At 50.8% G+C, this 15,028-nt stretch carries 12 protein-coding genes; 8 read left to right on the top strand and 4 right to left on the bottom strand.

Going from position 1 to position 15,028, the window contains the following annotated elements; all coding sequences use genetic code 11:
* Nucleotides 1-337: 337 nt before the first annotated feature.
* The 3 genes from ACO0LD_RS02145 to ACO0LD_RS02135 all read left to right on the top strand — a co-directional run bounded on the left by ACO0LD_RS02145 (nucleotide 338) and on the right by ACO0LD_RS02135 (nucleotide 3,535).
* On the top strand, nucleotides 338-1,321 hold the full coding sequence (locus tag ACO0LD_RS02145) for an acyl-CoA desaturase (protein ID WP_423003247.1): 984 nt from the start codon (nucleotides 338-340) through the stop codon (nucleotides 1,319-1,321).
* A 12-nt stretch (nucleotides 1,322-1,333) separates the two neighbouring features.
* The gene (locus ACO0LD_RS02140) at nucleotides 1,334-2,464 is read left to right on the top strand and encodes an SRPBCC domain-containing protein (protein WP_423003245.1); all 1,131 of its coding nucleotides are present in this window, start codon (nucleotides 1,334-1,336) and stop codon (nucleotides 2,462-2,464) included.
* Between the two features lie 234 nt (nucleotides 2,465-2,698).
* Nucleotides 2,699-3,535 carry a hypothetical protein gene (locus ACO0LD_RS02135; protein WP_423003243.1) on the top strand — a complete coding sequence of 279 codons (837 nt, stop codon included), beginning with the start codon at nucleotides 2,699-2,701 and terminating at the stop codon, nucleotides 3,533-3,535.
* A gap of 229 nt (nucleotides 3,536-3,764) precedes the next feature.
* On the opposite strand, the gene ACO0LD_RS02130 is transcribed toward ACO0LD_RS02135, so the two are convergent.
* Complete coding sequence (locus tag ACO0LD_RS02130; RefSeq protein WP_423003241.1) at nucleotides 3,765-3,923, bottom strand: hypothetical protein; 159 nt, start codon at nucleotides 3,921-3,923, stop codon at nucleotides 3,765-3,767.
* On the opposite strand from ACO0LD_RS02130, the gene ACO0LD_RS02125 reads away from it, so the two are divergent.
* Both ACO0LD_RS02125 and ACO0LD_RS02120 read left to right on the top strand, forming a co-directional pair.
* Entirely contained in the window at nucleotides 3,922-6,006 is a 2,085-nt protein-coding gene (locus tag ACO0LD_RS02125) for a TonB-dependent siderophore receptor (RefSeq protein WP_423003239.1), read from the top strand. The two genes, ACO0LD_RS02130 and ACO0LD_RS02125, sit on opposite strands and share 2 nt — an antisense overlap.
* 15 nt (nucleotides 6,007-6,021) lie before the next feature.
* Nucleotides 6,022-7,233 (top strand): PepSY-associated TM helix domain-containing protein, encoded by a 1,212-nt coding sequence (locus ACO0LD_RS02120; RefSeq protein WP_423004072.1) that lies wholly within the window; start codon nucleotides 6,022-6,024, stop codon nucleotides 7,231-7,233.
* Between the two features lie 17 nt (nucleotides 7,234-7,250).
* Here ACO0LD_RS02120 and ACO0LD_RS02115 read toward each other — a convergent pair whose 3' ends face one another.
* Genes ACO0LD_RS02115 through zwf form a run of 3 tightly spaced genes read right to left on the bottom strand, consistent with a single transcriptional unit; the run spans nucleotide 7,251 to nucleotide 10,302 of the window.
* Entirely contained in the window at nucleotides 7,251-8,147 is an 897-nt protein-coding gene (locus tag ACO0LD_RS02115; protein WP_423003237.1) for an SIS domain-containing protein, read from the bottom strand.
* Nucleotides 8,148-8,158: 11 nt separating this feature from the next.
* Complete coding sequence (gene pgl, locus ACO0LD_RS02110) at nucleotides 8,159-8,827, bottom strand: 6-phosphogluconolactonase (RefSeq protein WP_186955401.1); 669 nt, start codon at nucleotides 8,825-8,827, stop codon at nucleotides 8,159-8,161.
* 14 nt (nucleotides 8,828-8,841) lie between these two features.
* Entirely contained in the window at nucleotides 8,842-10,302 is a 1,461-nt protein-coding gene (gene zwf, locus ACO0LD_RS02105; RefSeq protein WP_423003235.1) for a glucose-6-phosphate dehydrogenase, read from the bottom strand.
* Between the two features lie 374 nt (nucleotides 10,303-10,676).
* Between zwf and edd the strand changes: the two genes are divergently transcribed.
* The 3 genes from edd to pgi all read left to right on the top strand — a co-directional run bounded on the left by edd (nucleotide 10,677) and on the right by pgi (nucleotide 14,906).
* On the top strand, nucleotides 10,677-12,518 hold the full coding sequence (edd, locus tag ACO0LD_RS02100; protein ID WP_423003233.1) for a phosphogluconate dehydratase: 1,842 nt from the start codon (nucleotides 10,677-10,679) through the stop codon (nucleotides 12,516-12,518).
* Nucleotides 12,519-12,540: 22 nt separating this feature from the next.
* A complete protein-coding gene (eda, locus tag ACO0LD_RS02095) occupies nucleotides 12,541-13,194 on the top strand; it encodes a bifunctional 4-hydroxy-2-oxoglutarate aldolase/2-dehydro-3-deoxy-phosphogluconate aldolase (protein WP_423003231.1) in 654 nt (217 codons plus the stop codon).
* Nucleotides 13,195-13,271: 77 nt separating this feature from the next.
* Nucleotides 13,272-14,906, top strand: a complete 1,635-nt coding sequence (gene pgi / locus ACO0LD_RS02090; protein ID WP_423003229.1) for a glucose-6-phosphate isomerase — start codon at nucleotides 13,272-13,274, stop codon at nucleotides 14,904-14,906.
* The last annotated feature ends 122 nt before the right edge of the window (nucleotides 14,907-15,028 follow it).

Below are 15,028 nucleotides of genomic sequence, written 5' to 3'. Positions count from 1 at the left end.
TGCAAATTGATTTTCAAGTGAGGCATGGTCAATGTCTCAAAATAGATTTAAGCAAAGCAATACTGCAGCGCTGAGTGGGACCATTTTCAATTTTCATTGCATGCCAATCTCTTTAGGGCATATCAAAAGCAAGCCATCACCTTGATTTGGCAGTGGATTTAAATTTTGACAAAGAAGAAATTATCAATTAATGTATTAGTTGTTTAGTTAATTGGCTAATTAGCTTAAAGTGTTTTAATTGGCCTGACCTGATCTTGTGTCAATGTTTTCCTGCAGTACGTTTTTATAGTGTTGATGTTGCACAGCAAACAGACTCTACATCTCTCCATGGAATTTTATGACAACAACGCAATTTCATATTCTTGATCATCGCGTGCTGGCACCAGATGCGCGCAGTGTGCTGGCTGGCACAGTCAGTTATTCACCTGTCAAATCCATCTGGTTTTTCGGGATGTTGTTGGCGGCGTTGGTAGGCGGCCTCAATTATTTCACGTGGGCGGCATTCGTTCTGTTCATCGTTTCTACGGGAGTGGTTTTGCTATTCGGCCATTCACTGGGGAGTCACAGAAAACTCATCCATAATAGTTTTGCCTGCCCCTTGTGGCTGGAGTATTTTTTGGTTTATCTGGGCGTGCAAGTCGGGCTGGCAGGGCCGATAGGTTTATTGCGGCAACATGAATTGCGCGACTATGCGCAGCGCCTGCCTGATTGTCATGATTACTTGCGGCATGGACGCGGTATCTGGGTTGACGCATGGTGGCAATTGCACTGTGATCTAGATTTACAGCACTCGCCAGCAATTCGCATAGAACCCACAATAGCAGAAGATGGCTTCTATCGGTTTCTGGAAAGAACCTGGATGCTGCAACAACTGCCGGTAGCCTTGCTGTTTTATGGCTGGGGTGGCTGGGCATTTGTATTCTGGGGTGTCTGTGCACGTGTCACGGCGACTGTGTTCGGCCACTGGTTCATTGGCTATTTTGCCCACAATCATGGGCAATTGCATTACGAAGTCAAAGGTGCGGCGGTGCAGGGCCGCAATATACGCTTCGTGTCTTTACTGACCATGGGCGAATGCTGGCACAACAATCATCATGCCTATCCTGGTTCTGCCAGGCTTGGTTTATTGGCCGGTGAGTGGGACCCGGGCTGGTGGGCTTTGATACTGCTACAGAAGATGGGCCTGGTATCCAATATAAAGTTGCCAGATGATTTGCCATTTCGACCCGAGCTGCACGTACATGAACACCACAAAATGAATAGTTTTAAGCCAGAAAATTATCCAGCAATGAGTGGCCGCCAAAGTGGCAGTCCGACTTGAGGAAAGAGTGATATGAGTGAAGAAAAAACAGAAGAAAAAACAGAAGGAAACCCCGCGCCTTCAAATCCCGTGAACCGCGATAATACTGTTCAAAAAAATAGCGCTGAAGAAGCATTACTTTCAAAACGCAGTAAAAAGACCTTGCCATTTTCAAATTGGCTTCCCCTGATTGCCGGTGCACTGATAGGCATCATCCTGCGCCTGGTATTTTCAGGCAAGCCTCAAGATGCCTATGCGGCTATGGCCGGTACATTTGTCCTGCTGGTGCCGACGGCGGTTGGTGCGACTACGGTCTTTGTTGCCGAGCACCAGAAACGACGGAGTTGGGGGTTTTATATTGGTGGCCCCATCATTGCCAATGCCTTGTTTGTGTTGGGCACGCTGGCGATTTTTATTGAAGGTATGATCTGCGCCATCATTATCATTCCTTTATTTGCCGTGCTTGGTGCGCTTGGTGGTTTGTTGATGGGTTTGATCTGTCGCACCACCAATTGGCCAAAACAGGCGGTAGGAAGTTTTGTCTTGCTGCCATTGCTACTTGGCGTAATCCCGCCATCCGAGCCTGACCTGCAGCGTATTGCAGTGCTGGAGAGGACGATACAGGTGCAGGCAACACCAGAACAGATATGGTACCAACTGCACCATGCAGACAATATACGGCAGGACGAAGTAGGACAAGCCTGGATGTACCGCATAGGCGTGCCCTTGCCAGTCGCCGGTATAACTCAGGAAACTAAAGAGGGGCTGGTACGCGATATCCGGATGAACAAGTCCATACATTTCGACCAGGTGTCCAGCGACTGGGTAGAGAATAAATATGTGGTCTGGCGCTATCATTTTTACCCTGATTCTTTTCCTCCAAATGCCCTTGATGATCATGTCACGATAGGTGGGCGCTATTTTGATATTCTGGATACGACGTACTCCCTGAAGCCTCAGTCTGCGCACACTACTGAGCTGAAGATACAGATGCGTTACAGAGTGAGTACAGAATTCAATTGGTATGCAGATATCGTCGCCAGAATGCTGATTACAAATTTTGAAGAAGTAATCTTGGGCTACTATCAAAAAAGATCCGTGAATGGTAATCATCAAAGTGGCACACCAGACATGAAGGTGGAAGTAAATCAGCACGGAGGCTAGCTTGCTTAGCCAAGCTAACTGATTTTGCCAACCAATTTTTCCAACAGAGGTGGCAATGTCACGTTAGCGAGGCAAGCATGTCCTTGAGCTGGCTCTGAGGATGAAAGAGATATTTTTGCATGCAATAAAGTCACGCTGGATTTAGAATCGCCAGCTTTGTATATCAACAGGTTAAATGCCATGCTTACTTTCCATGCTTGCAGTGTCAGCAGATTTTACTGTTTTTGCTGTTTAATGTTGATTTCCGCAGCGCTATGCGCCTGTGGAAAAAAACAAGCAGAAAACACACAAACATCTCCTTCCGCAGAAAGTGTTGCAGCATCTGCTGCGGCCAGCATGGTGGTGAGCAAGCCGCTGGTACATGCGGCTAAGCTGGAGACTGCAGACAGCTTCATCGCCAATCTGCAGGCGAAAATGAAATCCTATGACGAGACGGTTTTACGTAAATGGATAGATGAATTCAATGTGCAGCAATTGAAGTCACACGGTGTAGCAAAAGCTGGTGAGGATTTGCCACCATTGCCCGCAGGCGTTACGCAAATTGAATTCGAAGACCTGGGTGAGCAGGTCTTGCTGCAATTGCGCGAAGTGCTGACTGCGCATAGCGATGATATTGATGGTGGTACAGATCAATTTCGGTCCGTCTTTTTCAATAAAAGCGACATGGCATTGCTGACAGATATCCCGACAAAGAGTCAGTCCATGCCTGACACCAGCTTGCGCATCGCCATCGGTAGCCAGCAAAGCTGCATGGGCGACAGCGCTGGTGAAGGCTATGCAATTTTTGACCTGAAACAAAAGGGTAAAACCTATCTTAAGGAAAAGTTCCAGGACCAGGTGCAAGGCTTTGAGGTAAAGCCTGTCAAGACCGGTACCATACAATTATTGACGCGCAGCGAAACAGATTTCAAAGGTAAGGAAAAGGATGTTCAACAATGCGAGATAGGTAGCTGGGTAGATGTGCTGGAAACGACTTATACCATTAGCTGTGATTCCAGGCTTGGTAAGTGCGCATCGCAAAAGAAACAAAAGACCTATCCAGCTTGTAGTGCAGTGGGGGCCTGTGATTGACGTGTCTGTCACAAAAGGGAATGTTCAGGCACGGATAGTGCCAGTATGGGCTAAGTTACAACGCAACTTGCAAGGCAAGCATTTTGCTCTGGGAGGCATGGTATGTGCCTCAAGCATCTTTAAATCGTTAAATATAAATGAGAATGATTTGCAATTGCATTTGTATCTAAGTAGAATAAGCCGAAATATTTACTTCTCATCCTATCAGAGGCAATTCTCTGCATAGGCTTCAATTTCCAGGCTTATTTATGACTTCGCGCTCATCTCGCTCATCTTGTCCTCCCAGTTTTTCCGTTTTGTCTCGCAACAACCCCGCATCGCCGCAAAAAAAATTACAGCCAGTAAGTTCGCTTGGTTCCTTGAGCCCAATTGCTTTGGCGCTTTCCATGCTGCTGGCAGTACCTTCTTTTGCAGATGAACCTGCACCAGCCAAGGCTAGCCAATCAGAATTGCCTGAGGTTCTTGTGACTGGCGTTTCAGGTAACGAACCCAGTACAGAAAAGACCGGTGCATATACAAAAAGGAGAAGCAGTTCGGCAACCAGACTCGATTTGTCTTTGCGTGAAACACCGCAATCAATATCAGTCGTTACCCGCGCCAAGATGGATGACTTCAAACAAGTCAATGTGAATGATGTGCTGGCTAATACTACAGGTGTGTCGGTAGAAAAAGTAGAGACTGACCGTACTTATTACATGGCACGTGGTTTTGATATTACCAATTTCCAGTACGACGGCGTAGGCTTGCCATTCACCTCGGGCATCCTGATCGGGGATATTGATACCGCGATCTACGACAGGGTGGATATCGTGCGGGGTGCGAATGGCTTGATGTCGGCAACTGGTAACCCGTCTGCGACTGTCAACTTTATACGCAAGCGCCCGGCCTACCAGTTCCAGGCTTCTGCCGGACTGACACTGGGTTCGTGGAATACCCGCAGGCTGGATGCGGATGTATCTGGAGCCCTGAATGCCGCTGGCACAGTTGCTGGCCGTATCGTGGTAGCGAAACAGGCTGGTGACTCTTATCTCGACCGTTATTCGCCTGAAAAAACCGTGGTGTATGGTGTGATTGAAGCCAATCTGGGTGAGGCCACTGTATTGAGCGTGGGCCATTCCCATCAGAAAAGTGATGCCAAGGGCGGCATGTGGGGTGCCTTGCCCTTGTATTACACTGATGGCAGCCCAACCAATTACAGGACATCAACCAGTACCGCCGCAGACTGGTCACGCTGGCTCACGCAAGATGACCGCAGCTTTGTCGAACTGAGCCATCAGCTCAATAATGACTGGCAAATCAAGACGACGTTGAGCCGCAACAGATCAACAGGCGATTCCAAACTGTTTTATGCCTATGGCACGCCAGATCGCAAGACTGGCCTGGGCTTGTATAGCTATCCTTCGCTGTACAACGATGTCAATACCCAGACTTTGTTTGACTTGTCTGCCACAGGTAAATTCACCTTGGCAGGACGTAAGCACGACCTCAGTTTTGGTATCAACTGGTCGAAGTCGAAGATGGATGATATTTCCCATTACGGTGTAGGCATAGGCACCGCTTTGCCAGATATCAGTAACTGGACTGGCAATTATCCGCAACCTGCATTCGATGCTTATACTGAAGGTAGTGCCTACGAAGACACACGCAAGACAGCATTTATTGCATCCCGTTTCAACCTGGCTGATCAATTCAAACTGATTCTTGGTGCCAACCATACCAAGGCAGACAGTAGCGGTTTTGCCTACGGCGTCAGCAGCCAGAAGAATGCCAGCAAGACCACGCCGTATCTTGGTGTGATCTATGATCTGACACCATATGCTTCTGTGTACGCCAGCCATACAGAAATCTTCAATCCACAAAGTGAAGTGGATGTATCTGGCAAAACCCTGGACCCGGTCAAGGGCAAGGGTGATGAGCTGGGTGTCAAGGTAGAGCTGTTTGAGCGCAAGCTCAATTTGTCTGCAGCTGTTTTCAAAATACAGCAAAACAATGCGGCGGAGCAGGCTGGCTATATCGGCACCAAGAGCTATTACCGTGGCATAGATGCGCAATCGCAAGGCTTTGAACTTGACGCCAGTGGTGAGCTGGCAAAAGGCTGGAATCTTAGCGCAGGTTATACACAGTTGAATCTCAAGGGCAGCAATGACCTGGATGTCAAAACCTATGTGCCGCGCAAATTGTTCCGCCTGTCGACTACTTATCAACTGCCTTTCATGCCACAGGCAAAAGTAGGCGGCAGCCTGAACTGGCAGAGCAATACTTTCCGTGATGAAGGTTCAGGCAACATCATACGCCAGGGCAGTTATGCAACGATGAGTCTGATGGCGCGCTATGACCTTAATCAAAACCTCAGCATATCGGCTAACCTGAACAATGTCAGTGATCAAAAATATCTGACCAGCTTGTACTGGAGCCAGGGCTATTATGCTGCGCCAAGAAATGGCAGTGTTACGGTCAACTGGAAATATTGATAGGCCAGTATGTTGATGCGCCCTGTATTTGTTTTGCTGCACCGCTGGTTTGGGCTGGCGGTGGCTGTGTTTTTATTCATTTCCGGGCTGACCGGAGCTTTCATTTCCTGGGATCATGAGCTGGATGCTTTGCTCAATCCACATTTGTTCGAGGCGCGCAGCCAGTCGCAAGGCAAGGCTGGCAAAGCCATGTCAGGGCTGGAGCTGGCCAACAGGGTAGAGGCGCGTGATCCCCGCATCTGGGTGACCTATGTACTGAACGAGGCAGAGCCAGGACATACCAGCCAGATGTCAGTAGAGGGGAGAATCGACCCCGCCACTGGCAAGGCTTATCCGCTGGGCTTTAACCAGATTGCAGTCGACCCTGTTACTGGCGATGTACAGGGCAAACGGCAATGGGGTGAGATATCCCTGAACCGTGAAAACCTGCTGCCATTTTTATACAAGCTGCATTACACCATGCATATACCTGAGGTGTCGGGTATAGAACTGGGCATTTTGTTCATGGGCATCATAGGCATAGTGTGGACGCTCGATTGTTTTGTCGCACTATGGCTGTCTTTCCCTAACTGGCGTAGCTGGCGCAAGTCATTTGCTTTTCGCTGGCGTCAGGGCGGGCATAAACTCAATTTTGACTTGCACCGTTCCAGCGGTGTCTGGCTGTGGCTGTTCATGCTTTTGCTGGCGATTACCTCGGTATCGATGAACCTGAATTCACAAGTGGTGCGTCCTGTGGTGTCATTAATTTCACCTTTGAGCGCAGATGTATTTTCCAGTCGCGTGCCGCACGCACCGGACAAGCCTCTCATCCCCGTCATTAGTCGTGAGAACGTCATTGAGCTGGCGAAACAGGAAGCGCAAAAACGCGGCTGGACTTTGCCAACTGGCGGCATATTCTATTCACCCGCATTTGGCGTGTATGGCGTGGGATTTTTTGAGCCTGGCAATGACCATGGCGATGTTGGTCTGGGCAATGCCTGGCTATATTTTGATGGCAGGGATGGTAGTGCCTTGGGAGGGAAAATTCCTGGAACAGGTTCTGCTGGTGATATTTTCCTGCAGGCGCAATTCCCCTTGCATTCAGGCCGCATCCTGGGCCTGACCGGGCGCATCCTGATTTCATTGCTGGGTTTGGTGGTCGCCATGCTGAGCGTCACCGGTGTGATTATCTGGATGAGAAAGCGGCGTGCCAGGGTAGTCGCCAACGCCGCTATGCAAACTGTTTGACGTTGGCCTAATTGACCTTAAGCTATCTTGGGTACAAGTCGTTTTTCACTGATACTGGCCTTGGCTCTTTCCAGCATATCGATGGCTGCAGGGCCACGCAGCAAGGTGACAGCCACTGCCAGTGCATCAATATAAGTCAGATGGGCGAGACGTGAAGTCATCGGGGTGTAGATATCAGGGTCTTCTTCCACGTCTACACCTATATGCACGTCGGCCAGCTCTGCCAGCGGGCCGCCGCTGGCGCACAATACCAATATCTTGGCACCCGCCTGTTTCGCCAGTTGTACGCTGTCTATCAGGTCGCGCGTGCGGCCTGTGCGGGAAAAGGCGACGACCACGCAATCGCTGTTCAATAAAGTGGCAGACTGTGCCTGCAAGTGGGCGTCACAAAATACCGTCGTCGGTATGCCAAAGCGGAAAAATTTCAACTGCGCATCGATAGCCAGCGCACCGGAATAACCCAGGCCATAACATTCTATGCGGCGTGCGCGCGCCAGCAAGTTGACTGCTGCCTCAAAGGTCGCGGTATTGGCATTGTTCCGGGCTTCCATCAATGCTGCGATAGTACGATCAAATACCTTGGGCAAGACATCCCGTACATGGTCAGCCTGGTTCACATCCAGATGCAAGAACGGGATGCCAGTGGCCAGGCTCTTGGCAAACGCCAGCTTGAAAGTCTTGAAGCCATCAAAGCCCAAACTCTGGGCAAAGCGGGCCACCGTGGGTTCGCTGACATCACAAGCCTGGGCCAAAACCCGTATCGACATCTCCAGCGCATCATGCGGCTTTTGCAGCAAAAATTCTGCTACCTGGCGCTCGGCGCGGCTCAAGGCTGTGCTGGCAGTGCGTATGCGTGCCAGCAAACCTTTTTCAGGAGGAATGTTGGGTTTATTGTCGGAGAACGGATTGGCCATATACATGTGTTTTACGGACACCAGAAAACATCTATGGTACAGCCTGCTTCACGCAACAAGGACGCAACCGGCAGATTATTTTCTATCGCCTGTTCCAGCACCTGACGTTTTTCTGCACCAGTGATCACCAGCCAGATACGTTTGGTATTGAGCAGGCGTGGCAAAGACAGCGACATGCGGCTCTGGCGGGTTTGCGGATGCACGGCCGCCAGGCAGGCTAGGTCATCATGCTGGGTAGGTGCACCTGGGAAGAGGGAGGCAATATGCCCATCCGCACCCATACCCAGCAAGACTGCGCTAAAGGCTTGCGGCAATTGCTCATTGAGGCGCACATTGATGGCCTCAGTCGCCACTTCCGGTGTGCTGGAGGCATTTTTCAGAGACACCAGTTGCCAGCGCTTGTCTGCGGCAGAGCCAGACAGGCAACGGCGGAACAAGCCTTCATTGCTCTGGGTATCCTGGTCCGGCACCCAGCGTTCATCGGTGGCCACCAGTTTGATGGGATTGTGTGCATCTATATTCGACAGCAACTGATCCAGGCGTTGATACACAGGTGCAGGGGTGGAGCCGCCAGCCAGAGCAAAGCTGCTGCCATCTGGTGTAGTCTGTATGACGTCCAGCCATTGCTGGCTCAGGGCTTCGGTCAGTGCCGAAAAATTGTCAAAGGTATGGTATTTCATGGTCATTTTATCGCTTAGCTTTCAACGAATTCTTCACCCCAGGCTGCCCCATGCTGTGCCAGCAAATAACTGGCGGCAGACGGGCCCCAACTACCGGAGATGTATGACTTGAGACCTTCGCTATCGTTTTGCCAGGCGCTCATGATAGGGTCTATCCAGGCCCATGCCGCACTCAGCTCATCATCACGCACGAACAGGGTCAGGTCGCCGTGCATGGCATCAAGCAAGAGACGCTCGTAGGATTCAACGCGGCGTGAATTCGACACTTCAGCAAAATCCAGATTCAGGGCAACGTCAGACAGACGTATGCCTTCACCCGGTTCCTTGGCCTTCATATACAGTTGTACGCTTTCTTCTGGCTGCAAAGAAATCACCAGACGGTTAGAGCGCAAAGGCCCTTGCGATTTGCCAAAAATCGAATACGGGATAGGCTTGAAATTGATCGTGATCTCAGCGCTGCGGCTGGCCATGCGCTTGCCTGTACGCAGGTAAAAAGGTACGCCAGCCCAGCGCCAGTTGTCTATCTCGGCACGGATGGCAACAAAGGTTTCTGTGCGTGAAGACGGTGGTACACCCGGCTCATTCTGGTAAGCGATAACCGGCTTGCCATCGACAGCACCAGCGCGGTATTGGCCGCGCACTGTTTTCTTGCTGACCTCATCTGGCGTGAACTTGTGCAGGGCGCGCAAGACTTTGACCTTTTCATCACGGATGGCGTCAGGGTTGGCATTCACCGGCGGTTCCATGGCGACGATGGAAACCAGTTGCAGCAAATGGTTTTGCACCATGTCGCGCAGGGCACCTGTATGGTCATAGAAATCACCACGTGATTCCACACCCACTTGCTCTGAGATAGAGATTTGCACATCCTGTATCCATTTGCGGTTCCACAATGGCTCAAGGAAGGAATTGGCAAAACGCAGCGCGAGCAGATTTTGCACCATCTCTTTACCGAGGTAATGGTCAATACGGTAAATCTGGTTTTCGTTCAGGTAAGAGCGCAGGGACTGATTGATTTCCTTGGCGGACTGGGCATCGCGGCCCAGTGGTTTTTCTACCACCACGCGAGCATTGCCCTCGACCAGGCCATGCTTGGACAATTGTTCGACAACAGGGATAAAGATGTCCGGGCCAGTTGCCAGGTAAAACAGCGTGGCGTTGGTTTCACTGGTTTGCAGGCTTTCTTTGAGAGCAGCAAAATCTTCAGGAATACGTGCATCGATTTTTGAATAATGCGTGGTCGCCAAAAAAGCTGCACGCTTTTCTTCAGTCGCACCATCTACATCAGACGCATAAGATTCTATGGCGGTAGCTACACGCACACGGAATTCTTCATCCGTCAGCTTTTCACGAGCCGCGCCGATGAACTTGAAGTTCTGGTCCAGCCTGCCATTCACAAATGCGCTATACAAAGCAGGGATGATCTTGCGTTTGGCAAGATCGCCAGTGCCGCCAAATAAGACAAATGTGGTCATGCTGACTCCGGGTTGTGTTGGTTGTTATATTCGCTTTATGTTCGCACTGTGTACGCTATTGCGCAGACATGCCGCGATGTGTTGCCGTATGTTGTTAACTGTTGCTCTCAAACAGTTGCTCTCAATTACCATGTACTGCGTATTGCGAAATATGTACTACATTGATGATAGTGATTTATCCTGATTATGCCAGAAAATATTCAAAAATGTAGTTTCATTACGATAAATTTGACGTTTATGCCAAAAAAAACAGCTAAATATCAAAATACTGAAAGTTTGTTACAGAAATGAAGGGATTTATGCTATCTTTGTTGGCATTGATTCAGTATGGCTACAGCTTTCTTATTTTGCCCAAACGGGCCACAGGTGTTTATATGACGACATCCCCATCCACTGCGTTGCACCCTGTTATCGACAAGGTCACCCAGCGCATTACCGAACGCAGTAAAACCCTGCGCAGTACTTATCTTTCCCAGTTAGAGCACATGCGTGGCCGTGGCCCGCGTCGTGCCAGCTTGTCTTGCGCCAATCAGGCACATGCCAATGCTGCCATGGATAGTAGTACCAAGATCTGGCTCAACCAGGCACAAAAACCGAATATCGGCATCGTCACTGCCTACAACGATATGCTGTCGGCGCATCAGCCATATGAACATTACCCGGCACAGATACGCCAGGCGGCCCTGCGCTTTGGTGGTACTGCGCAAGTCGCAGGCGCTGTGCCTGCCATGTGCGATGGCGTGACGCAGGGGCGTCCTGGCATGGAGTTGTCGCTGTTCTCTCGCGACGTGATTGCCCAGGCGACTGCAGTGGCCCTGACCCATGATGCCTTTGACGCGACGCTTTGCCTGGGCATCTGCGACAAGATCGTACCTGGCTTGTTGATAGGTGCGCTGGCCTTTGGTCATCTACCTACGATTTTCATACCAGCCGGCCCCATGGGTTCTGGTTTGTCGAACAAGGAAAAAGCCGCAGTGCGTGAACGCTATGCCCAAGGCAAGGCGACCAAGGAAGAATTACTCGCCGCAGAAAGTGCCGCCTACCATAGCGCAGGCACCTGTACTTTCTATGGCACAGCGAACAGCAACCAGATGCTGCTGGAAGCCATGGGCCTGCATTTGCCAGGTGCTGCCTTTGTCCACCCTGGAGATCCATTACGCAGTGTGCTGACAGATGCAGCAGTAGAACGTGTCCTGCAATTGACGGAACAAAGTGGTAACTACAAACCCATCGGTCAACTGGTCAATGAAAAGACTATCGTCAATGCCGTCATCGCCTTGCTGGCGACGGGTGGTTCAACCAACCATACTATCCACTGGATTGCCGTGGCGCGCGCGGCTGGCATCATCATCGACTGGCAAGATTTTGATGAGCTGTCATCCGTCATCCCTTTGCTGACGCGGGTTTATCCTAACGGTACGGCTGACGTAAATGCTTTTGAAGATGCCGGTGGCCCGGTCTTTGTGATACGCGAATTGCTGTCGGCTGGGCTCATGCATGCAGATGTCATGACAGTCTATGGTGATGATGGTTTGCACTCACACACCACTCGCCCGGTATTGACTGAAGATGGCAAAGTCAGATGGGAAGCCTTGCCAGCAGAATCGACCGACACTACAGTCGTTCGTAATGTGACTGATCCATTTGCACCTACCGGTGGCCTGCGTTTATTGCACGGCAACCTGGGCCGTGCCATCGTCAAGGCCTCTGCCGTGCCTGAAGATGCATGGATCATCAAGGCACCAGCAAAAGTATTTGAATCACAGGATGCACTTGTCAAGGCGTACAAGGCTGGCGAATTGAACATGGATTTCGTCGCCGTCGTCATCTTCCAGGGGCCGCAAGCGAATGGCATGCCTGAGCTGCATCAGTTCACGCCGGTGTTGGGCAGCCTGATGTCGGCGGGCTATAAGGTCGCGTTGGTCACGGATGGCCGCATGTCGGGTGCATCTGGCAAAGTACCTGCGGCCCTGCACGTGAGCCCGGAAGTGGCGCAGGGCGGTCCGCTCGGTAAAGTGCGTGACGGTGATGTGGTCGAGTTGAATGTACATACCGGCGAATTGCGCGCCTGGGTTGATGCAGATGTCTGGGCACAACGCGCCGTGCGTGAACTTAGCAAGGAAGCTACCTTTGGCTATGGCCGTGATCTGTTTGCTGCCCAGCGTCGTGTCGTGACTGCGCCGGAACACGGCGCGTCAACTCTTTTCATCGATTAATTTTCTAAAAGCGAAACCCATCATGAGCCTGAATATCAGCATGAGCAAGCGAAACATCATCGCCCAACTGGAGCAAATCCGCGTACTGCCTATCCTCGTTACTGATGACGTAGACCAGGCGATACGCTGCGTGACTACACTGGCAGAAAATGGTTTGCCAGCTGTGGAAATTACTTTGCGCACGCCAAATGCGATGACAGTCTTGCGTGAAGTCGTCAAGGCTTGTCCGACAGTGACCGTCGGTGCAGGTACGATTTTGACGCAAGCACAACTGGATGCGGTCAGGGAGACCGGTGCGGCCTTTGGCATCAGCCCCGGCATCACACCTGTGCTGGCGAAAGCCGCTGCTGATTCTGGCCTGCCTTATTTTCCTGGCGTAGGTGGTGCCAGCGACCTGATGCTGGCGCTGGAACATGGCTTCAATGTGGTCAAACTTTTCCCTTCCGATATCGTTGGCAGCATCAAGATGGCCAAGGCACTTGGTGGCCCTTTCCCTGATGTGAAATTTTGTCTGACGGGTGGCGTTACGGTAGAGGCGACCCCAGCACTATTACAGCAATCAAATATCCTGTGCGTAGGTGGTTCGTGGATGTGTCCGGCCTCACTGATCAATGCAGGTGACTGGGCAGCAATTGGTGTACTTGCAGCCGCTGCTGCAGCGGCAGGCAAGAAGTAAACGTAGATTTGAATAAAAAATTTTAGCAGTTTTTGTTAAGCATTTTCACCAATCACTTTTCGCAAATAAGCAAGATTATGGTCACTTCCGTATCGCGTACTCCTATCTGGGGTTTGTTGCAGCAACGTGCCACCAACATGCCCAACCTGAAAGATTTGTTTCGTGCTGATCCTCAGCGCTTTGCGCATTTTTCAGCTTCTGCCTGCGGCATCATGCTGGATTATTCCAAGCAACGCATAGACACGACAGCAAAGCTGAATTTGCTGGCGCTGGCCAGGCAACAGGATGTGGAGTCACGTCGCGATGCGATGCTGCGCGGTGAAGCGATCAACCAGACGGAAAACCGGGCAGTACTGCATACGGTATTACGCTTGCCTAAAGGTGAGTCCTTTGACTTGAATGGTGAAAACATCGCTGCCGATGTGCATCAGGTGCTGGCGCAAATGCGCAGCTTCAGCGATGCAGTAAGGGAAGGGCGCTGGCAGGGATATACCGGCAAGGCCATACGCACCATAGTCAATATCGGCATAGGTGGTTCTGACCTTGGCCCGCAAATGGCTTGTATCGCTTTGGCACCATGGTCGCAAAAAAACCTGTCCCTGCATTTTGTCTCTAACGTCGATGGCCGTCATGTCGCCGATGCGCTGGCAAATGCTGACCCTGAAACGACCTTGTTTGTAGTCGCATCCAAGACTTTCGCGACCATGGAAACCCTGACCAATGCCCGCACCGCACGTGAATGGATGCTGTCGCATGGTTGCCCGGTTGACCAGATACGCCAGCATTTCGTGGCGCTGAGTACCAATGTAAAAGCTGCTGCTGAATTCGGCATTGCGCCTGAAAATGTTTTCCCGTTCTGGAACTGGGCTGGTGGCCGTTATTCCATGTGGAGCGCTATTGGCCTGTCGATTGCGCTGTATGTAGGCGCAGACCGTTTTGAAGAAATGCTGGCTGGTGCGCATGAAATGGACCTGCATTTCGCCCAGGCACCGCTGGAGCAAAACCTGCCAGTATTGATGGCCTTGATAGGTGTATGGAATATCAATTTCCTTGGCTTGCAAGCCCTGTCTATTGCGCCTTACCACCAGCGTATGACGCGCTTGCCTGCCTACTTGCAGCAACTGGAAATGGAAAGCAATGGCAAGTCTGTCACGCGTGAAGGCCAGCGGGTTGATTACACCACTTCACCTATCTTGTTTGGCGAAGCGGGTACCAATGGCCAGCATGCTTACTTCCAGTTATTGCATCAGGGTGCAACGATTATCCCTACCGACTTTATCGTGGTGGCAGATGATGATGCTGGTTTGCCCGGTCATAACCAGGCTTTGCTGGCAAATTGTTTTGCGCAATCCAAGGCCATGGCCTGGGGCAAGAGCATGCAGGAAGTGCGCGCCGAACTTGGTGACTTGCCTGAAAAAGTGCTGGCACCCCGTGTGTTTGAAGGTAATCGCCCGACCTCGACAGTTTTGCTGGATTCTTTGACGCCACGTTCTTTGGGTGCCTTGATTGCGCTGTATGAACACAAGGTGTTTGTGCAATCCGTGATCTGGGATATCAATGCCTTTGATCAATGGGGTGTGGAGCTGGGTAAATCGCTGGCGCAGCAATTGATCAGTCTTGATCCAAGTGCAGTCAAGGAAGACTACGATAGCTCAACCAAAGGTTTGTTGATGGCAGTTGGCCGCAGTCATAAATTGAAAAAAGCTGCTTAGCTCATTTATTCAAACCAAGTTGTTGTAAATATTGTTGTAACTATTGTTGTAACTAAGCCTCAGTCAACTTGATATATCAAGTTGCAAATTGTGATGCAAGCATGCTGTCAAGGCAGCTGCTT

It is taken from the genome of Undibacterium sp. Ji83W (assembly GCF_049340385.1).
Classification (GTDB): domain Bacteria; phylum Pseudomonadota; class Gammaproteobacteria; order Burkholderiales; family Burkholderiaceae_D; genus Undibacterium.
The sequence above is the reverse complement of the archived record's forward strand: the minus strand, read 5'-3'. Positions and strand labels throughout refer to the sequence as shown.